Origin of the sequence: Hugenholtzia roseola DSM 9546, assembly GCF_000422585.1 — a bacterium.
GTDB lineage: Bacteria > Bacteroidota > Bacteroidia > Cytophagales > Bernardetiaceae > Hugenholtzia > Hugenholtzia roseola.
Map to the genome: position 1 here is coordinate 1 of NZ_AUGI01000042.1, position 20,712 is coordinate 20,712.

The 20,712-nt window shown below is 42.7% G+C and carries 16 protein-coding genes; 7 read left to right on the forward strand and 9 right to left on the reverse strand.

From position 1 onward, the window contains the following. On the forward strand, nucleotides 1-516 hold a 516-nt coding region (locus G500_RS26245), incomplete at its 5' end, for a hypothetical protein (RefSeq protein WP_211220137.1). Nucleotides 517-860: 344 nt separating this feature from the next. Here the strand turns inward: G500_RS26245 and kdsB are convergent. The 8 genes from kdsB to G500_RS0104710 all read right to left on the reverse strand — a co-directional run bounded on the left by kdsB (nucleotide 861) and on the right by G500_RS0104710 (nucleotide 11,854). Beyond that, the gene (gene kdsB, locus G500_RS0104665; RefSeq protein WP_027001741.1) at nucleotides 861-1,613 is read right to left on the reverse strand and encodes a 3-deoxy-manno-octulosonate cytidylyltransferase; all 753 of its coding nucleotides are present in this window, start codon (nucleotides 1,611-1,613) and stop codon (nucleotides 861-863) included. 24 nt (nucleotides 1,614-1,637) lie between these two features. After that, on the reverse strand, nucleotides 1,638-2,090 hold the full coding sequence (locus tag G500_RS0104670; RefSeq protein ID WP_027001742.1) for a hypothetical protein: 453 nt from the start codon (nucleotides 2,088-2,090) through the stop codon (nucleotides 1,638-1,640). Nucleotides 2,091-2,144: 54 nt separating this feature from the next. After that, nucleotides 2,145-3,110 (reverse strand): DNA cytosine methyltransferase, encoded by a 966-nt coding sequence (locus tag G500_RS0104675; RefSeq protein WP_027001743.1) that lies wholly within the window; start codon nucleotides 3,108-3,110, stop codon nucleotides 2,145-2,147. Nucleotides 3,111-3,387: 277 nt separating this feature from the next. Next, nucleotides 3,388-4,266, reverse strand: a complete 879-nt coding sequence (locus G500_RS0104680) for an SDR family oxidoreductase (RefSeq protein WP_035756331.1) — start codon at nucleotides 4,264-4,266, stop codon at nucleotides 3,388-3,390. A gap of 60 nt (nucleotides 4,267-4,326) precedes the next feature. Continuing rightward, entirely contained in the window at nucleotides 4,327-5,799 is a 1,473-nt protein-coding gene (gatB, locus tag G500_RS0104685; RefSeq protein WP_027001745.1) for an Asp-tRNA(Asn)/Glu-tRNA(Gln) amidotransferase subunit GatB, read from the reverse strand. A gap of 309 nt (nucleotides 5,800-6,108) precedes the next feature. Continuing rightward, nucleotides 6,109-8,310 carry a SpoIIE family protein phosphatase gene (locus G500_RS0104690; RefSeq protein ID WP_154657018.1) on the reverse strand — a complete coding sequence of 734 codons (2,202 nt, stop codon included), beginning with the start codon at nucleotides 8,308-8,310 and terminating at the stop codon, nucleotides 6,109-6,111. Nucleotides 8,311-8,577: 267 nt separating this feature from the next. Next, the gene (locus G500_RS0104700) at nucleotides 8,578-10,395 is read right to left on the reverse strand and encodes a bifunctional lysophospholipid acyltransferase family protein/GNAT family N-acetyltransferase (protein WP_086047811.1); all 1,818 of its coding nucleotides are present in this window, start codon (nucleotides 10,393-10,395) and stop codon (nucleotides 8,578-8,580) included. 304 nt (nucleotides 10,396-10,699) lie between these two features. Further along, nucleotides 10,700-11,854, reverse strand: a complete 1,155-nt coding sequence (locus tag G500_RS0104710; protein WP_027001748.1) for a 5-(carboxyamino)imidazole ribonucleotide synthase — start codon at nucleotides 11,852-11,854, stop codon at nucleotides 10,700-10,702. Nucleotides 11,855-12,112: 258 nt separating this feature from the next. On the opposite strand from G500_RS0104710, the gene G500_RS0104715 reads away from it, so the two are divergent. Beyond that, on the forward strand, nucleotides 12,113-13,102 hold the full coding sequence (locus tag G500_RS0104715; RefSeq protein WP_086047812.1) for a PorP/SprF family type IX secretion system membrane protein: 990 nt from the start codon (nucleotides 12,113-12,115) through the stop codon (nucleotides 13,100-13,102). 85 nt (nucleotides 13,103-13,187) lie between these two features. On the opposite strand, the gene G500_RS0104720 is transcribed toward G500_RS0104715, so the two are convergent. Further along, nucleotides 13,188-13,592: an STAS/SEC14 domain-containing protein gene (locus G500_RS0104720; RefSeq protein WP_027001750.1), complete on the reverse strand. Its 405-nt coding sequence runs from the start codon at nucleotides 13,590-13,592 to the stop codon at nucleotides 13,188-13,190. A 132-nt stretch (nucleotides 13,593-13,724) separates the two neighbouring features. Between G500_RS0104720 and rfaE2 the strand changes: the two genes are divergently transcribed. The 5 genes from rfaE2 to G500_RS0104760 all read left to right on the forward strand — a co-directional run bounded on the left by rfaE2 (nucleotide 13,725) and on the right by G500_RS0104760 (nucleotide 20,512). Further along, nucleotides 13,725-14,222 carry a D-glycero-beta-D-manno-heptose 1-phosphate adenylyltransferase gene (gene rfaE2, locus G500_RS0104725; protein ID WP_425402038.1) on the forward strand — a complete coding sequence of 166 codons (498 nt, stop codon included), beginning with the start codon at nucleotides 13,725-13,727 and terminating at the stop codon, nucleotides 14,220-14,222. 54 nt (nucleotides 14,223-14,276) lie between these two features. Continuing rightward, a complete protein-coding gene (locus tag G500_RS0104730; protein ID WP_211220138.1) occupies nucleotides 14,277-14,963 on the forward strand; it encodes a zinc metallopeptidase in 687 nt (228 codons plus the stop codon). Nucleotides 14,964-15,150: 187 nt separating this feature from the next. Continuing rightward, nucleotides 15,151-16,473 (forward strand): PDZ domain-containing protein, encoded by a 1,323-nt coding sequence (locus G500_RS0104735; protein WP_027001753.1) that lies wholly within the window; start codon nucleotides 15,151-15,153, stop codon nucleotides 16,471-16,473. 478 nt (nucleotides 16,474-16,951) lie between these two features. Next, on the forward strand, nucleotides 16,952-19,474 hold the full coding sequence (locus tag G500_RS22345) for a TonB-dependent receptor (RefSeq protein ID WP_086047814.1): 2,523 nt from the start codon (nucleotides 16,952-16,954) through the stop codon (nucleotides 19,472-19,474). A 171-nt stretch (nucleotides 19,475-19,645) separates the two neighbouring features. Continuing rightward, a complete protein-coding gene (locus G500_RS0104760; RefSeq protein WP_027001755.1) occupies nucleotides 19,646-20,512 on the forward strand; it encodes a DUF4249 domain-containing protein in 867 nt (288 codons plus the stop codon). The last annotated feature ends 200 nt before the right edge of the window (nucleotides 20,513-20,712 follow it).

The window sequence follows — 20,712 nt, forward strand, 5'->3', positions numbered from 1 at the left end:
AAAGAGTACAATATAGACCAAACCGTTTATATGATAGTGATTTTGACTGCACCTTACACTATTAGCGAAAAAAATGGCAAGCCCATTTTAGACGAAGTTTTGCTTATGAACCTCAACCCTCAAAACCTAAAAGGAGAGATAAGAGATTTGTATGGACATCAGTTAGTTTGTCTAAATCCTAACCACCCCGAAAAAGATACACCCCAACAAATCCGAGACTGGTTAGACTTAATTTATCAGTCTATCCACAGTCCTGAAAGACCTGTTTTGAATACAAAACACGAGGGTATTAGGAAAGCCGTAGAGTTGATAAGTTTTGATAACCTAAGCCCCGAAGAACGAACAAAAGCAAAAAACAAAGAGGCTGCCAGAGTAACCGTTGCCAAGATTGAAAATCGTAAAGCCTTTGAGATTGCGAAGAAAATGTTGCTTGATAACGAGCCTATTGAAAAAATTGCTAAATACACGGGCTTAACAGTTGAACAAATAGAGGCACTGCGTAACGAAACAGCGTAAAATAGTGTGTCTAACGTTATGCTTCATAAAAAAAGGCAGTCTGTTTTGTGCATAATTTTGGCTTTTGTACTTTCTGTGAGCTTTCTGCGTAAGACAAGGAAAGTGCTATTAAGTCTGCACAAAGCAAGCACTTTTTCGTTATGCTGCTGATGAAATAAATAGGTAGCATGTTTTTTGGGTCTGAATAAAGAGCCTCATTCTCAAATTGAAAACAAAATAAAATTTGGCTTTGTCTGTTTTTGAATCTGAAAACATCATTTTATTTCAATCTAATTTAGGACAACGCAAGGCGTTGTCCCTACAAAATAAATGATTGCTTAGAATTTGACGTTATCGCCTATGGACTATTTCTCAAAAAGCGGACACACTTTTTCCAAATCTTCGGGCGTATCGATGCCAATGCTGGTATAATTTGAAACGCCAACGGCAATTCGGTAGCCATTTTCGAGCCAACGGAGCTGTTCCAAAGCCTCGCTTTTTTCCAAAGAAGACGGAGCAAGTGCAGTAATTTGTGCCAAAATATCGCTTCGATACGCATAAATGCCCACATGTTTGAGGAAAGTAGCAGCCTCTAACCACTCATTCGGACTTTTGTCGCGCACGAAAGGCAGCGGACTGCGGCTAAAATAAAGTGCCTCGCCGTTTGCCTTTCTTACTACCTTGACGACATTGGGGTTGAAAATATCGGCTTGGTCTTTTATAGGCGTTGCCATAGTCGCAATTTGGGTGTCAGTTTGTAGGAGGCTCGCCAAAAGGTCTATTTGGGCAGGCTCGATAAAAGGCTCGTCCCCCTGAATATTGATAACAAAATCAAACTTTATTTGTGTTTGGGCTTCTATTTTTTGGAGTGCTTCAAAGCACCTATCTGTTCCGCTGGGGTGTGTATCTTGGGTTAGGACTACCTGCGAAGTAAATCTTTGCACAGGCTCGAAGATGCGTTGGTCATCTGTCGCAATCCAAACCGAAGTAAGACTTTCTGCCTTTTGTGCCTGCGTAAAAGTGCGCTCGATAAGCAACTTATCCCCCATCTGTGCCAACATTTTTGCAGGAAAGCGCGTGGAGGCGTATCGCGCGGGAATGATACCTAAGATGTTCATTTTTGTATTTTATTTTTTATACTTTTAAAACGCTGCAATCCATTTTTGGGCAGCCTCCAATTCGCCAAAAGGCGCAAGGGTAACGCTTCCTTTCCTACGCTCCAAAATCTCTTCGGCGGAAAATTGCATAAACAAATCCTTCGCCACAACATAACCAAAGTGAGTAAGCCCTGCGGCTAAGGCACGCGGAAACCAATTATTATCTATCCATTGCTGGTCTTCGTCCGTATAAGGCTCGCGGTAAGTCAAATCTACGATGAGTTTATTGAGCTTTCTTTTTTGCATAAAAATAATAATTTCATTAAGAAATTTTTTTAGTTCTTCTCCAAAAACAAAGCCCACACTTCGGGTAATGATTACCCTACTTTCGGGCAGATAATAAATACGCAATGCGTCTTGGGGCGAAACCTGCGCTTCATAAATCAATTCATATTGAGGAGCAGGCAGGTGTGGAGGAAGTGAGTAGTTGTTTATCATTGAGTCGTGAGTTTGATAGTTGTTTTGAGAAAAAGGAAGAGTTTGTTAATATTTTTAGTTTGTTTTCCAAAGTACGTTTTGAATTTTGTTCTTCAAACCTTTTACTTTTTTATCTTGCATTGCCTCTATCATTTGTTTGGCTACGGCTCTAAAAACGGGTACGGCTACACTATTGCCCGTCAATTTTCGCATTGCCGTATAACTAACATTGATGATAAAATTTTCGGGAAAACCCTGCAATCTTAACATTTCTCTCTCGGTTAGTCTTCGGTTTCCATTTACCAACAAATAATTGTAAGAACCACCTGCCCTTAATGCACAAGAAAAGGGCAATACTGAAATGTTACCACCTTTGTTTTCGTGCCAAACAGAAGGATAAAAAGGCTCTGCTTTTAATTTTTCAATGCGTTTTTCCGCAATATCTTTTGAAGCAAAATATTTTTTATCAATTTGATTTTCAGGTTCTAAAATTTCTGAAAGCGAAATAAATGTTCCTGTCGGTTTGGGAAATGAAAACCGAATATTTTCTTTAAAACCAATAATTACGGTTCTTTCTCTTTTTTGAGGCAAGCCAAAATCTAAGGCGTTGAGTATAGTATGATGCAAGAAATAGCCCAACGATTTTAACTTTTCTAAAATGACTTGAAAGGTTCTGCCGTTGTCGTGGGAGCGAAGTTGTTTGACGTTTTCCAACAAAAAAGCATAAGGTTGTTTCACACGCAAAATCTCCTCGATGTTAAAAAAAAGCGTTCCTCTTGTATCGGCAAAACCTTGCATATTTCCGATAATAGAAAAGGGCTGACAAGGAAAGCCTGCCAACAAAATATCGTGGTCGGGTATATCATTGGGGCTTATTGCCGTAATATCGCCAAAAGGTTTTTCTCCAAAATTTGCCTCGTACATCGTTTGAGCGTCTTTGTCCCACTCCGAAGTAAAAACATTTTTACAGCCCCACGTTTCGAATCCTAACCGTATTCCTCCAATTCCTGCAAACAAGTCTATGGTTTTCAATGTTTTCATTTCGTTTTGCTTCATATTTCACAAAGTTACAAAGTTTTTTAGTAGGAGTATCACGTCATACTTTTGTTGCTGATAGCTACTTATTATAGCAAAAAACCACAAAAATTTTCAGATACGTATTGCCACGCAAGACAATTTTTGGCATCTGACCGAATACACAGCCGCTCTGTCAGTTTTTCGTAAAAATAAGATTTTTTAAGAAAAGAAGCCAAAAAATAACCCCAAGCATTTTAGAAATTCTTGGGGTTGTGTATAAAATTGAGCTTGTGATGCTATATTATTTGCTTTTGGCACTGCGCGTCATTTGCTCAAACATATCCCACATTTCTTTTGGAATCTGTGAAAGCATATTAAACTGCCCTGCGCCCTGCAAAACTTCGCCGCCATCTATGGTGATAACCTCGCCATTGATATAACCCGAAAAATCCGACATCAGATAAGCCGCCAAATTTGCCAATTCTTGATGCTCACCGACGCGCCCTACGGGTACGCGCTTTTCTGGATTAAACAATTCCTGTAAATCGCCGGGTAGAAGACGCTCCCAAGCTCCTTTTGTAGGAAAAGGACCGGGCGCAACGGCGTTGCTTCTGATGCCATATTTTGCCCACTCCACTGCTAAGGAACGTGTTAGGGCTACTACGCCTGCTTTTGCCGTCGCCGAAGGAACAACATAGCCCGAACCTGTGGCGGCATAAGTGGTTACGATATTCAAGATGGCTTTATTTTTTTCGCCTGCCGCAATCCATTTTTTGCCCAACGCCAAAGTTACGTTGTAGCTACCCTTCAAGACAATGTCGACGATGGTATCAAAGGCGCGATTTGAAAGACGTTCAGTAGGGCTAATAAAATTCCCTGCTGCATTATTAACTACCCCATCAATCCTACCAAAACGCTCAATGCCTTGTGCTATCGCCGTTTCTACCTCTTCGTAGTTGCGCACATCACAGGCTACCGCCAAGACCTTGCCTCCTGTTTGGGCTTCTAATTCTCGCGCGGTTTCACTCAAAACGTCTAACTTTCGGCTTGAAATGATGACATTTGCGCCCAATTCTAAAAAATACTGCGTCATGGATTTGCCTAAACCTGTGCCTCCACCTGTAACTAAGATGGTTTTGCCTTGCAAGGCATCAGGACGCAACATGGGTTGATTATACATATCAAAAAGGGTTAAGTTGGATTTGAGATGGAGATATTTTTTCGAGAAAGGTCATATTTTTTAGACCTCTTCCAACCGCTTTTCAATCAAGCTGCTGGCTGTTTTGGGGTCTACTTTATTTTGCGTCTTGCGTCTTAGCTCACCCATAAACATACCTATAATGCCCTTTTTACCTGCTCTATACTCGGCTACTTTTGCAGGGTAGGCGGCTAAAATTTCGTCTATAATGGGCGTGATGGCATCTATATCGCTGGTTTGGATAAGGTCTAATTCTTTTGCCTTTTCTTCTGCCTTTGCAGTAGGGTCTGCAATTAAAGCAGGAAAAAGATTTTGAGCCGCAATAGAAAAACTAACCTGATTGCTTTCTACCAATTTTACCAATTCTACAATTTTGGAGGCAGGCAGCGTAAATTCTTCCATTCCAATGGCTTGCTCATTGAGATAAGATTTTACGGGAACAGTGAGCCAATTTGCAGCCGCTTTGTATTGAGCAGGCGTAGATAAAGATTTACAAACTTCATCAAAATAAAGTGCTGTTTCTTTTATATCTACTAAAACATTGGCATCATAGTCTGAAAGACCGTACTGATTGATAAACTTTTCTTTTAGCTCACGTGGCAGCGCAGGCATTTGTGATTTTATCGCCGTTAGGTATTCCTCCGAAACAATAACAGGCTGTAAATCAGGCTCGCAAAAATAACGATAGTCGTTTAAAGATTCTTTGTTTCTTAGGCTGTAAGTGCTGCCTGTGGGCGCATCAAACATACGGGTTTCGCCCTTGATGGTTTCGCCTGCTTCATAAGCCTCAATCTGACGTTTTGCCTCGAAGATAATAGCCCGTTCTACGTTGCGAAAAGAGTTCATATTCTTAACTTCTACGCGCGTTCTAAATGCCGTTTCGCCTTTCAATCTTACAGAAATATTGGCATCACAACGCATAGAACCCTCCTCCATATTGCCATCGCAAATGTCGAGATAGCGCACCAAACGGCGCACTTCGGTCAGATACCAATAGGCTTCTTCGGGTGTTCGTAGAATGGGGTCGGTAACAATTTCTATAAGCGGTACGCCCGCTCTATTTAAATCTACTAAGGTATCAAGTTCTTCGGCAAGGTGCAAAGATTTGCCCGCATCTTCTTCCATGTGAATACGGGTCAGGGCGATGTCTTTTTCCTGCCCCGAAGGGAGGGTAATTCTAATTGCGCCCCCTCTGCAAATGGGGGTTTTGTCTTGTGTAATTTGATAGCCTTTGGGAAGGTCGGGATAGAAATAATTTTTACGGTCAAAGACATTGTAGCGTGTAATTTCGCTGCCACAGGCAATTCCCATTTTTACGGCATACTCCAAGACTTTCTCATTGAAACGCGGTAGAGTGCCAGGGTGTGCAATCGTAAGCACACTTACATTACTATTGGGGGCAACTCCAAATTCGGTGCTATCACCTGAATAGGCTTTACTTTGGGTGCGTAATTGCGCATGTACTTCTAAACCGATAACGATTTCGTATTTTTCAGAAATGCCATTTTTAGACATAAGACTATCAAATAGGTAAGCAAATAAAGAAGAAATTAAACAAAAAGATAAATAAAGCCATTTGGATACAAAATCAGAACTTTTCATACCCCAACGACCGAAGCCGCCTCCCTGCAAAATTGCAAAACTTTGACAACTTTCGCAAATTATTTGCACCCAAGAAAAAATAAGGCAACAGAAAAATGTGAGAGAAAAATGCGAAAATAAACACAAGACCACACAAGATAGGGTCAAGACATGGTCTTATCCGAAGCAAGGCTCAAACCCTAAGGGTCTTGAAGACCCTTAGGGTTTGAGCCAAATTTTTATTTATTGTAGCAAAAAGCCCATCATAAGCACGTCATCAATCTGACGCTCTTTGCCAAGCCAATGGTGAAAGGCATGGGAGATGGTGCGCTCCTGCTCGCTCATTTCCAGATGCTGGTGCAGATGGACAATTTCTTTGAGCCTACGTAGGGAAAATTTCTTGTTTTGCACCTCGCCAAATTGGTCTTCTAAGCCATCTGAAAAGATGTAAAACTGTGTTGGTTTTTCATAAGAAATATGAAAAGCGTCGTATTGATGCTCTACTCGATGGTTGATGCCGCCGATACTGATTTTGTTGCCCCTGATGTGATAAAGTTCGTTGTCTTGTATGTAGAGCAAGGGACGTTTCGCGCCTGCAAAACAAAGGTCTTTGTTTTTGGGGTCTATGACACAAAGGGCGATGTCCATGCCGTCGCGGTTGTCGGTATCGTATTGTTTCAAAAATTCTACCATGCCCTTGTGTAGCTCTTCCAAAATCTTATCCGCTTCCAAAATGTTGCGCCATTGAATCGTTTGTATCAACAAATTTGTACCAATAACACTCATAAAAGCACCGGGTACGCCATGCCCTGTGCAGTCGGCTACGGCTAAAAAGATTTTCCCCTGCTGCTCTATAAAAAAGTAGAAATCGCCACTGACAATGTCGCGCGGTTTGAAAAAGACAAACGACTGGGGCAAGATTTTTTGCAGGCTTTGAGGCGAAGGCAGCATAGCTTCTTGTATGCGCTTGGCATATTGAATACTTGCCGTAATGTTTCTATTTTTTACTTGTACTACTTTTTTCTGTTCTTCTAATTCTTCATTTTTATTTTCTATCAAACTAAACTGCTCGGAAAGCAAATCGCGCTGCGCTCCAATTTCTTCGGTGAGTTGCTCCAATTCGGCGTTTTTTTCCTGCACTTCTCTGTTGTGCTGCTCCAAAAGTTCGTGCTGTGCCAAAATTTCCTCTTTTTGTTGCTCCAATTCGGCATTTTTTTCCTGCACCTCGCGCGTTTGCTGTTCTAAAAGTTCGTGCTGGGTCAGGATTTCTTCTTTTTGCTGCTCCAAATCGGCATTATGCGCCTCTAAAAGTTCTTGTTGGGCTAAAATTTCCTCTTTCTGCTGCTCCAATTCGGCGTTTTTTTCTAAAATCTCCTTCCTACGCAAGCGCACATTGGCAACCATATAATTCAAATCTTTTGCCAATTCCCCAATCTCATCTCGACTTTTTACAATCGCCACCTGCACATGGTCTTCAAAATCTTCCGCCACAATTTGGTGTATCGAGGCAGAGATGCGCTGCAAGGGTTCGCCCAATTTTTGTATGATAAAATAGCCCAAAACGACATTGATAGTTAATCCAAAAAAGACAACTAATAGTAAAACCATTTTGATTTGGCTGCGAATCTGATTGGCTTTTTTATGAATTTGGCTATTCATCATTTCGGCTTTCTGCTCAATTTGGCGCGACATCTTTTCCAACTTTCCTCTAATTCCCAAGCTATTATCATAGCCCATTTCGCGCTCTATGTCCGTTAGGGCTACAAAAAACTGTTCGTATTGGTTCAATGCCTCAAAAAGTCTTGCCCTATCAGTTTCATTTTTGATATTTTCATTGATATACCTTCGCACCTGTGCCACATAGCGATACACATTTTCGGCATAATGAATTTCTTTGCGCAAGATAAAATCCTTTTCATTCCGACGCGCCATCAACAAAATAGGCAAAATCGGACTCAATTCCAAGCTATTTTCTAAGGCATGAACCTGCTTGCGCATCTGCCCTTCCAGCCCCGACTCTTTGAAGCCCCGTTGGTGTATTTTTCTAACTAAAAGTTGGAAAGTAGAATCATATAAAGACAAGGCTTTTTGTAGGCTATCTATATGATGCGATTCTCCATCGAGGCGCAGGAAAAAATCACTCTTGCGTAGAGTGTCCAATTCTTCGGCAATTTTGCGCAAAAGTTGAGCGTGTTTGTCTATATACAGGCTCTGCCCAGTCTGATAAAAACGCGGATTGATGGCTTCGGCACTGAAAAAATCCTTTTCTACCTTGTCGGTCTGTTTCAGGTTGAGTTCTACGTGCGTGATGACTCCCGTCAGCGTTTCGATGTGCTGCATACGATAATCATACCACCAAATTGTTCCGATAAGGCTGCTTGTTGTAATAAAAAATAAAACAAAAACAAACACAAGTTTTGACTTGATGGTGTAAAACAGCTTCAAGGCAGTATTTTTTTAGGTAGGGATTAGTAGAAAAATGCGCGTAAAATTGCCCGAAGGCATACTTTCACACGCTATGGCTTAATTGTGAATTGAAGATAAGTCTTTTTGAGCAAACTACAAAGCGAAAACGGAAATTTATGCTAAAAAGATACAAAAAAGGCTTAAAACCTTCGCCGCCTTTTTGGGTGCGCAAAAGAAATAGCCTTTTCAAATAGGGACAAGCCCTTGCATTGCCCCTATTTGAATTGAAGCAAAAATTAAAATAAACTACAAGTCCATTTCCTTTTTCAAATTGTCAATCGTGCTGGCAGGCACTTCATTTACGTCCAAAATCATGAGTCCGTCTAAGGCATCATTAAACTTAGGGTCGACGTTGAAGGCTATAATTTTGGCATTTTGTTGGATATATTTTTTTAGTAAAATCGGAACAGTAAAGCCCAAAGGCTCGATGTCGGAAAGGATTTTATCGAGTTTGGAAAGGTCGCTCATTACCTCCTGCAAGCCCTCCATGTCGAGGTTGTTGAAGTCGGGTTTGAACCTTTTTCGCGGCTTTACTTGTGCTGCCAAATCATAGTCGAAATAATGTTGTTGGATAAAATGCACGATAAGACTGCGCGAAACCTTCGAGTAGGCATTGCTAATGCTAACGGGACCAATCAAATAACGGTACTCTTTATTGTGCAATAAAAAGAATAAAATACCACGCCAAAGTAAAAAAAGTGGCAGCCTTTTTTGCTGATACTCCTTCAAAATAAAGGAACGCCCCAGCTCGATGCTCTGTGGCAGGCGATTGAGCAGTTCGCCTTTCATTTTAAAAAGCGTACTTAAATAAAAACCCTTTTTTCCGTAGCGGTTTAGGATAAAATCGCCTTTGCCCATTCGATACGCGCCTACGATAGACTTCGCCTCCTTATCCCAAATAAAAAGGTGGTGGTAATACAAATCATACTCATCTAAATCCTCGCCTTTGTTTGTCCCCTCGCCCACTTCTCGGAAAGTGAGTTCGCGCAATCTGCCCAATTCGTGTAAGATGTTCGGAATTTCTTCGGAAGTGGCAATAAAGACCTCGTAGTTTTGTTGGGTAAAGAGCAAGTTTTTTTCTCTAAGTCCTTCAATTTCAGACACTAAGGTTTCCAAAGGGAGTTGCGGTGCAATCGACTCTGGTTTGGTAGGAAAGCGAAAAGAAGGCAGGTAGAAACGCTTGACTTCTAAGGCAGACCCCAAGGCATAAGATTTGGCACGCAAAAAACGCCCTAAGCGATGGACATCTTCAAAAACGGCAATGTCTTTTACCGAAATCGGGTGTCCGATGCGCACGCGCACTTCTTCGCCTTTTTTAGCAAACATTTCGCGCGAAAGGCTTGCCGTCCGCAACAAGGGGTGAATTTTGCCCAAGAGGTGAAAAATACGGCTATTGCTGCCCTGAAAGTACATCGGCACAACAGGCACGCCTGCTTTTTTGATAAGTTTGATAGCCGAAACTTGCCACTCCCTATCGCTAACCGTCTTTGAATCAGGCTGATAGCTCGAAACCTCGCCTGCGGGGAAGATGCCCAAAGGCTTGCCTTCGCGCAAATGCAGCAAGGCAGCCTTCATACCCCCTACACTCGACTGCACCTGCTGGTGCGTTTCGAGCGGATTGACGGAGATAAAATAATCGGCAATCGGCTCTATGCGTGAGAGTAAAAAATTTGCCATCACACGCAAATCAGGGCGAACTTTTGCCAAAATCAAGACCATCATAAGCCCATCAATCGCGCCAAAGGGGTGATTCGAAACCACAACAAAGCCCCCCGTCTTGGGAATCCTTTTGAGGTCTTCTTCGGATACGATACCCCTAATTTGCAAGGTTTCGAAAAAAGCCTGAATAAAATCGTAGCCTTTGTTGTCGTATAATTGGTCGTAAAGGTCGTTGGCGTTGGAAAGTTTCATGAAATTCATCAACATATCCGCTACCATTTCCATCCTAAACTTGTGTAATTTGGTCGCCTTTATGAAATCTTCACGTGCAATAAGCTCCTTTTTTTCGTTTTTGTCCGATTTGGAGGCAGAAGATTCGGGTGGCAAAGCATCATTTTTATCCATATTAAAAGGCTGTTTAAAGGCTTTTGAGGTCTATTGAAGGGCTTTTCGCGCTGAAAGCCCCTTTGTGAAGGCATTTTTTTGCCTACTTTCCCAAAAATACAAAAAAAAGGGAAAATACTGCTTTTCAATCGAGTAATTTTTCGCACCCAAAATCCTTTGAAGGGCGCAACGAGCTATCAGAAAATGGGGGCGCGATTTTGAGGTGTCCTTTCTTACTGTGTAGTCTTATTGTGTAGGCTTACTGTGTAGGCTTACTGTGTAAAAAATGATACCATTCCCAACTTCATCATAGGCGCAAAAGTTCCTATTCCTGTGCCACTACGCGCAAGTGCTGTTTGACAAACGCCACCTTTTGGGCAAGCTCTGCCGCCTCTTCTGCCAAAATGGTTACGTGTCCCATCTTGCGCCAAGGGCGTGTCTGTGCCTTTCCGTAAAGGTGAACATAGAAGCCCTTTTGTGCCAAAATTTGAGCCATGCCTTCGTAATGCGCCTTACCTTGATGCCCTTCTGCCCCCAAAAGATTGACCATTGCCGAAGGGGAGCGCAAGGCAGTATCGCCCAAAGGGAGATTTAGCAGGGTGCGAAGGTGTTGTTCGTATTGAGAGGTAAAATTGCCTTCTATCGTTGCATGTCCGCTATTGTGTGGGCGCGGAGCTACTTCATTGACCCAAATTTGGTTATCTTTCGTCATAAACATTTCCACTGCCAAGACCCCAATGATACCCAATCGGTCGGCTACTTTTTGCGCCAATTCGCGTGCCTTTGTTTCGAGTTGGGCTTCAATTTGGGCAGGCGCAAGCAGATAATCCACTAAGTTGTGAATCGGGTCGAAGACCATTTCTACGGCAGGAAAAACCGCCGTTTCGCCCTTCGGGTTGCGTGCTACCATCACCGCAATTTCGGTCTTGATGTCGGCTTTGGCTTCCAAAAGAGAAGGCGCGTCGAACCCCTTTTCACGTGCCTCTGCTAAGTGGTTTAAAATTTGCACCCCCCTGCCGTCGTAGCCGTCTTTTCCAAGTTTTTGGACACAAGGAAAATGATTTGGATTTTTTTCTAAAAAGTCTAACAAATGTGCTTTATTGTCAATCAGCACAAAGGGAGCTGTCGGAATCTGGTGCTGCTCGTAAAAGGTCTTCTGCAAACGCTTGTCTTGAATCAGGGCAATTTGAGCAGGCTGTGGAAAAACCTGCACCCCACGTCTTTCTAATTCCGCTAAGGCTTCCGTATTGACGCTTTCAATTTCTATCGTAACCACCTGACAATCAGCACCAAAAGCTAAGACGGTTTCGTAATCTTGCAGGCTACCCTGCACAAATTCACGCGCCAAATCTTTGCAAGGCGCAGCCGCATCAGGGTCTAAAATTTTGATAGAGAGGTTGTAATTGGCAGCCTGTTGGAGCAGCATCTTCCCAAGTTGCCCCCCACCTAAAACGCCAATTTTAAAGTTTCCAGCAAACATAATATCGCTTTAAAAAATATGATTTGTTATTTATTATTTTTGAAAGAGAAAAGCCCCAAAAACCTTTCGCCGCCACAAAAGTAGCGTTTTTTGCGTATTTTTGTTGTGGCGATAGACAAAAAGCGTCGCTTCTCTCGCTGCTGCTCTTTCTACCTGCCACCAAAGTTTTCGTTTCTACGCCTTTGCCAAATCAAGTATGCGACTTTTTTTTGAAATTCCTACTCAAAAAGGGATTTAGACTATTTGCCTACCAACTTTATGATGATAAAAAAACTGCTCTCTTTTGTCGTTTTTCTGCTGCCCTTTCTTTTCTTTTTCAGCCTTCCGCTTTCTGCACAAGAGAGCCAACTGACCCAATTTTATGCCCTTCCTTCGCACCTCAACCCTGCCTTTACGGGTATTGTCCCCTACTATCGCTTCGGAATTGCACACAGAGCGCAGTGGCTCGAAGTCGGTAGAAATGGCTATCAGACCACTTTGGCAAGTGCCGAATTGAACTTAGGCGAAAACAAAGGGGGCTTGGGGCTTCTTCTCAAACAGGTCAGCCATCAGTTAGGTTCGCAACTTAGCCTTAGCCCTACCTATGCCTACCATTTTCAGGTGTCGCGTAAGGTAATGATAGCGGCGGCACTTTCCCCTTCCTACACTTTTTCAAGAGGCGCAAACCTACTTTTTGAAGATGCAATCCTTTCAGGCAATCCAACGCAAGACCCCCTGCAAGCCCTTACACAAAGGCAGCACCAAGTCCGACTACACGCCGCAGGTGCGCTCTATACCGAAAAATTTTGGGTAGGAACGGCTCTTTTTTCTCTTTTAGAATTGCAATGGAACGAAGTAGAGCAAACGCAAAATTTAGGGCTGAAAAATAGGCAAACGCCCATTCGCTACGCCCTCCATGGGGGCGCGAAATTGGAAATAGCCTACCAGACGCACTACCTCCCTGCGCTTCTTTATGAAAGGCAGCGTTCTTTTCACAAATTAGACCTCCAAAATACGTTTCAAATCCAACAGTTTTTGGGCGGACTGGGCTATCGCGGCTTCTTTTTGCCTACCCTGCCTTCGCACAATATCGCCCTTATTTTGGGTTGGAAATATGAACAATGGCAAATCGGTTTTGCTTACGAACAAAATATCGGCGGCGTAGTCAATCGCGGTAGCACCTACGAACTGACCCTCGCTTTTTGCCCCCCTTATGATTTTAGAAAAAAGAAAGGCTACCAAAGTATTCGTTGTCCGATACAATTTTAGTCGTAAATTTCAAAAAAGTAGTTATATTTTTGTATTTAAAAAATCACAAATTGCCCTCTACAAAACGCAAAGGGCAATCTCGAAACTATTGTAGCAGCCACGCTATGGCTTCCTCGCGCGTTTCGAAATAACGGCTATTGAAATTCGCACCTGTGCTTTCTTCCATGATTTGCTCGGTGGCAAGTTGGGCGATAAGGTCGGCACTCACAACAAAAGCAACCCTTTCTATCGTACCCATACCGAAAACAGCAGGCAAAATTTCCTCATTGACCCAATCTTGCAGTTCGGGTGAAACTACGTAGCGCATCTCTCGCATATCGCCCAAAACATAGGTAGGACGGTTTTCAAGAGCAGCCTTTCGATAGGCTAAAAGGTCATTTTTATAGCTTTCTTCGTCTAAGTCAGCACTTTCAGGCGACCAGATAACCTCGATAAGTTTTGTTTCGGGGTCAAAATTTATGTCTTTAAAATGACTTCTATAAACGTTCATAAAACTAAGTAGTTGAGTGTGGTTGGGTAAAGATATGAAAAAAGGAGACTGTATCCTAAAAAAGGTGAGGGTTTGCGCTAAATTTCTTAACTTCGCTTGTCGTTCCCTTCAACTTTCAATCCCCTATTTTGTATGAGGCATCTGACCGAAAAAAAAATGTGTGCCGATAAAATATGCGCGTCCCTTTCCGAAGCTGCCAAATTGACAGAAACTTGGCGCAATCAAGGCAACGAAGTCGTTTTCACAAACGGCTGTTTTGACATTCTACACTTAGGACACGTAGATTATTTGGAAAAAGCGTCACTTTTGGGTACAAAACTTATCGTTGGTCTGAATTCTGATAATTCTATCAAGCGGCTAAAAGGCGAAAAACGCCCTTTAAACCCAGAATATGCACGTTTGCGCCTATTAGCATCTTTGGCTTTTGTAGATGCTGTCGTGCTTTTCGAGCAAGACACGCCTTTGGCTTTGATAGAGGCTTTGCGCCCAGATGTATTGGTCAAGGGCGGCGATTACGAACCAGAAAACATAGTAGGCGCGGATTTCGTATCGGAAAATGGAGGCATTGTCCAGACCATTCCCTTAGTGGAAGGCTTTTCTACTACGGGAATAATTGCCAAGATGTCATAGTGCTATCTTTATTTTGTTTTAAAAAGCAGTTTATTTTCATAAAACTTCAAAACCATGATGAGTTATTATTTAATTGCAGGGCTTGTATTTTTGGCAAGTTTTGTAATTCAACAAATATTAAAAAGCAAGTTTAAAAAATACGCTCAAATTCCGCTACAAAATGGCATGAGCGGTGCCGAAGTTGCCGAGCGCATGCTTGCCGAGCATGGCATTTCGGGCGTGCGTGTGGCTTGTGTTTCGGGCGAACTAACCGACCATTATCACCCAACAGAGCGCATGGTCAATTTGAGCGAAGCCGTTTATTACGGCAGGAATGCGGCGGCAGTGGCGGTAGCAGCGCATGAGTGTGGGCATGCCGTTCAGCACGCAAAGGCGTATAGTTTTCTTTCGTTCCGTTCGGCAATGGTGCCAATTTTGAACATTTCTAATACCTTTTTGCCCTTTGTTTTGATGGCAGGTGTGGCGTTGTTGTATTTTAGTGGAATCAAACTTGTACTTTTGATAGGTGTCATTCTCTTTTCGCTCACGACGCTTTTTAGTTTTATTACCCTACCTGTGGAATTTGACGCTTCGGCGCGTGCTTTGAAGTGGATAGAAAGTCGCGGCATTGTCAATTCGCAAGAATACGGCATGGCAAAAAGTGCCTTGTTTTGGGCAGCCATGACTTATGTAGTCGCCGCCTTAGGCTCTTTGGCTACTTTGCTTTACTATGCGTTTATGCTTTTTGGAAGACGCGATTAGTGTTTTTTGTAGAAAAGATGCCGAACCTATGCTTTCTTGAAAAAGAAGGCGTAGGTTTTTTTATTGCCCAAAATTTATATCGCTAAAATTCGTATCGTTAAAATGCGTATCTTCGAGCAATGACTTGCCACTGCATATCCACCTGCGAATAAGTTGCCAACTCTTTACCCTTTTTCACCCCTCGAAGATGACACAATTTTCCGCATTTTTTTTCAAATTTTATGTAATCATTTCCTTCTTTATCATCAGTTTTGGGCTTGTAAAAGACCTTTGGGCGCAAGAAGACCAAAAGCAGCCAAGTTATGAAGGACTTTTTTTCAAGCGCGAAGGCAGATTTGCCTTTTCCATCAAATTTGAACTTATCAACAACCTCATTTTAGTTCCGATTCGGATAAATGACGCTTCCGAAAGCAGCTATTTTATCATCAATAGCGGACTGCGTGATGCCGTCATTAGCGAAATTTTCCCCGACCAAGTGTTACAATTCAATCGCGCCGAAAAAGTAAAAATCAGCGGCTTAGGGCAGGGCGAGGGGCTTTGGGCTTATACAACCCAAGCGAACCTTATCCAAATGGGCGAAAACAACGATTTGGAAAGTCAAACACAGCCCTTTTTGGTGCTTTTAGACGACGCTTTTCAGCTTTCTTCGCGTTTTGGAAAAAAGATACAAGGCATTATGGGTTATGATTTTTTTAAAAATTTCATCATTAAAATCGACTATCATACCAAACTGCTCACTTTTTACCACCCCGAAAAATATACGCCCAAAATAAAGCGCAAGACACAAGTTTTTGATTTGGAGCTACAAAACAAGAAGCCCTATATCAAGCTCGACTATTTTTTATATGATTCGCTTTCAAAACAAAAAGTAAAGCGTCCGATAAAGGTCTTGGTAGATACAGGGGGCAGTCATGCCCTTTGGTTAGATGCCTACTACAATGATTTAATTAAATTGCCTGCCGAAACAGCCCCCACTTACATAGGAAAGGGTTTTAATGGCGATATTTTCGGTGCAGTTGGAAAAATTGAAGGCTTGGGCGTAGGCAAGCAAGCCTTTACAAGCCTACTGACTACCTTCCCCGACTCGCTTTCTTTGAACGCTGCCCCCCAAAAAGACGGCAGGCAGGGTAGTATTGGGGGTGAGATTTTAAGGCGTTTTGAGGTAATAATAGACTATCCAAATCAAAAATTATACTTAAAACCCAATCGCTATTTAAAAGACCCGATTTATTACAACCGTGCAGGCTTGGAAATTGTCGCGCCGATGCCCGATTTTCCCTATTTTTTAGTGGGACAGGTGGAGCGCGATTCGCCTGCGGATTTGGCAGGTTTGAAGGCACAAGACCAATTAGTTTCTATCAATGGCACGCCTGTTTCAGAATATAGCTTGGGCGAAATTCAACTTTTTTTTCGCAAAAGAGCAGGCACAAAAATTTGGGTTTCTTTTCGAAGAGAAGGGCAGACAGAGGTGCAGCGCGTGCGCCTTGTGCTTAGAAGTCCGATTGAGTAGCGATTTGGCGTTGGCGGTATATTTTTAGAAAAAAAGCGAGAGCAGCCAAAAATTTTATATTGTTTTTAAGACGTAAGACCCTATTTTATTTCTACTTTTTCAAAAAAGTAGGAATAAAATAGGCAAAACAAATCAAAATGTTAAAAAGAGCTATTCTTATCGCAACTGTAAGATAAAAAAAAAGACTGCAACTAATAGGGGCATAAATTGCGTCTTGCGTCATGAGTGTGTTGCAACGATAGAAAGACTTTCAAAAGCGAGAAATTATCCACCACTACCAAACAATACGCGCCTTTCTTTTTTTATGACAAAGGGCAATGCGCAACACGCAAAAAACAAAAAGCCACAAAAGACGCTTTCCCTAAAAAGGTTCGGGAAAATCCTCTTGGAGGTGAAAGCCATTTGGGGCGCAAAATCATAAAAGGCGATGCTTTTTGTCTTGTTTCCTTCTTTTCCATTCTCAATTTCCACTTCTTCTATGCGATTTTACTCAAAATTGCGCCCTGCCTTCATTGAGGCAAAATCGGGGCGGCGGGCTTCTTTTGGCTCATCTTCTTCTTTTTTCACGAAAGAGTCTTTTTCAAGTGAGTCTTTTTTAGGTAAGTCTTTTTTAGGGTCTTTCTTGCTTGCCCTTGTCGCTTGTTGTTTCTTGTGTCTAAATCCGCTTTCGGCACAAGAAAAACGCTACACTTTGAGCGGTAGTATCAAAGACAATTCCAACGGCGAGGAAATTATCGGGGCAACCGTCTTAGTAAAGGAACTATCGGGCGTGGGTGCAGTAACGAACGAATACGGCTTCTTTTCGCTGACCCTGCCTGCGGGCGAATATACGATTTTGTACCAATTCTTGGGCTATGAAACGCAGGAAGAAAAAATCAATCTCACTCAAAATCAGACTGTTAGTATCCGCTTGGGCGAATCTGCGGCAGCCCTTAGTGAAGTTGTCATTACGGATAAAGAGCTAAACGAAAATGTAGAATCGGTGCAGATTTCGAAAAATACGCTCGATATGGCGCAGGTAAAAAAACTGCCCGCCGTTTTTGGCGAAGTTGATGTCATGCGCACCATCACCCTTTTGCCGGGAGTGCAGAATGCAGGCGAAGGCACAGCAGGGCTTTTTGTACGCGGAGGCGCAAACGACCAAAACCTCATTCTTTTAGATGATGCCCCTGTCTATAATGGTTCGCATCTCTTGGGTTTCTTTTCGGTCTTCAATCCTGACGCAGTGCGCGACGTACAACTCTACAAGGCAGGTATCCCAACGCAATACGGCGGCAGACTGTCCTCTATCATCGATGTACGCATGAAAAATGGCAGCGACCAAAACTTTATGGCTTCGGGCGGCATTGGCAGCATTTCGAGCCGCCTAACGGTAGAAAGTCCTATCGGCGACAAAGCCTCTTTTATGCTTTCGGGCAGACGCACCTATGCAGATATGTTCTTAAAACTTTCGCCTGATGCAGACCTTCGCCAAAATCGCCTTTATTTTTATGATTTCAATGCGAAAGTAAATTTGAAAATTGACGACAAAAACCGCATCTTCCTTTCGGGTTATTTTGGTAGAGATGTGTTTGGCTTTGGTGAAAATTTTGGTTTGAGCTGGGGCAACAACACAGGCACGCTGCGTTGGAATCATATCTTCAACCAAAAACTATTTTTAAATACGACCCTGATTTATAGCAGCTTCGACTACGGCTTCGATGTAGGGCAGGGCGTACAGAACTTCACTTGGAAATCGGGCTTGCAGGATATGGAAATCAAATTTGATTTTGATTATTTCTTAAATCCGAAAAATACCCTCGTCTTTGGCATGCAAAACGTCTATCACCGCTTTACCCCTGTGAGTATCACGCCACAAGACGAAACTTCTATTTTCCAAAAGTTTGCCTTAGATGAAAAGTACGCCTTAGAAACAGCCCTTTATATCGGCAACGAACAAAAAATTTCAGACCGCCTGATGATACAGTATGGCTTGCGCTACTCTATGTTTCAAAATTTGGGCGCGACACGCGAATTTGTCTATGAAGAAGGCAAGCCGCGCTCGGATAGAACCATTACCGACACCATTCACTACAAAAAATTTGAGCCATATAGCTTTTACGGCGGCTTAGAACCGCGCCTTTCTTTCCGCTATAAATTGGACAAAAACAGCTCTATCAAAGGGGCTTACAACCGCACGCGCCAATACATTCAGACCGTTTCTACCAATACGGCAAGCCTGCCCTTCGACCGCTGGATAGGCTCGAATACCTACATTCCCCCTCAAATTGGCGACCAAATCGCTTTGGGTTATTTTAGAAACCTAAAAGAAAACGAATACGAACTTTCAGTAGAAGCCTATTACAAGGATATGCGCAATCAAATTGATGTCTTAGACGGTGCAGACCTTTTCCTAAACAACAACATCGAGGAAGCCTTAGCCGCAGGAAGGGCTTGGGCGTATGGGGCAGAGTTTCTTTTGCGCAAAAACATGGGCAAGACCACAGGCTGGGTGAGCTATACCTACTCAAAAGTGCAGCGTCAGATAGATGGCATCAATGCAGGTATCGCCTACTCGCCGCGTTACGACCGTCCGCACAACTTAGCCATCGTAGTTTCGCACCAATTCAATGACAGAGTTACGCTGGCAGGAAACTTTGTCTATAACACAGGCGCAGCCGTAACCTACCCCGTAGGGCGTTATTTGGTAGGCGACGAACTTATCCCCTATTACGAAGAAGGCAAGCGCAACGCCTATCGCCTGCCTGCCTATCACAGAGCCGATATTTCGCTTACCATTGATGGCAAAAATAAAAAACAGCGTTGGTGGTCGGGTTCGTGGAACTTCTCACTCTATAATTTCTACAACCGCAAAAACGCCTTTACCATCTATTTCCGCCCCGAACAAGACGGAAACGGCAATCCTACCAATTCGGGTAAGACCGAAGCCGTCAAGACGACTCTTTTTGGTATCATTCCTTCGGTTACGTATAATTTCAAAATCGTACCTGCCAAAAAATAAAAATAGAAGCCGCATCTGACCCAAAAATCCCCCTCAAAAGCTCTAAGATTTTTTGAATATTATTAAAAATTCTTGAATATTTTTGAATATTCTTGAAAATTTCTGAACTTTTTGGGGGTTCGAACCGAAAAAAACACATCTCTTCAAATTATATCAAGCCCACTCAAAAATATGAAACAAAATAGCATTTTTTCGCGCCTCTCGCGCCTCTCGCGTCTTTCTTGGGCAGCCTTGCTCTTGCTCGTCGGATTTTCTTCTTGTGAAGAGGTCATCGATTTGGATTTGGATAAGCAAGCCTCCACTGCCTTAGTAGTAGATGCCGAAGTTTTAGATACCGAAGGGCGGTCTTATGTGCGCCTAAGCCGCACGCTCGACTACTTCGATGCCTCTGGCGAACACCGCGTTTCGGGTGCAGAAGTGAAAGTTTCCGACACAGAAGGCAATGTAGAAATTTTTGTAGAAGACCCACAAAACAAGGGACTTTATATCCCCCAAAATCCCAATTTTAAGGGGCAGGTAGGCAATACCTACTCACTTGCTATCCAGTGGCAAGACTATGAAGCCCAAGCCACTTCTACCCTTTTGCCCGTTACGGATATAGATTCTGTCGTCGTGCGCTACGACGAAGATGAGCCTTTCAAAGAAGATGGCTATTATCTCTATTTCTACGCCAAAGAGCCACAACAAACGCAAGACTGGTATCGCTGGCGCGTCTTTGTCAATGATACCCTTTTGTATGAAAATGCAGGCGATATTATTGTGGCAAGCGACGAAGGCATACAAGAAGAAATCAACGGCATCGACTTAGGTTACAAATTCGAACCCGCCGATACAGTCAGATTAGAGCAGTATTCTATTTCAGAAGAAGTCTATAATTATTACAACGACCTCATTACTTTGGCTTTTAGCGATGGCGGTCTTTTCAGTCCTCCCCCTGTCAATCCGCGCTCAAATGTGAAGGGAAAGAATGTAATTGGCGTTTTTTCGGCTTCGCAAATGAAAAGCCTGACCGTTATTGTACCCGAAGAAGAGGAATAGGCATAGAAATAAGCAAAGTTTTTTTGTAGGAAACGGGGTTTTGTGCTTTGTGCAAACCGCCTGAACCCCCACCCTGCCCTCCCCCCATAGGGGAGGGTTCGAAAACCAAATCATTTTTTTGCATTTATGCAAAAAAATAATACCCTCGCCGTTGTTTGTGTCCTCACAAATGACGGAAGGATTTTTTTACAAAACTATTC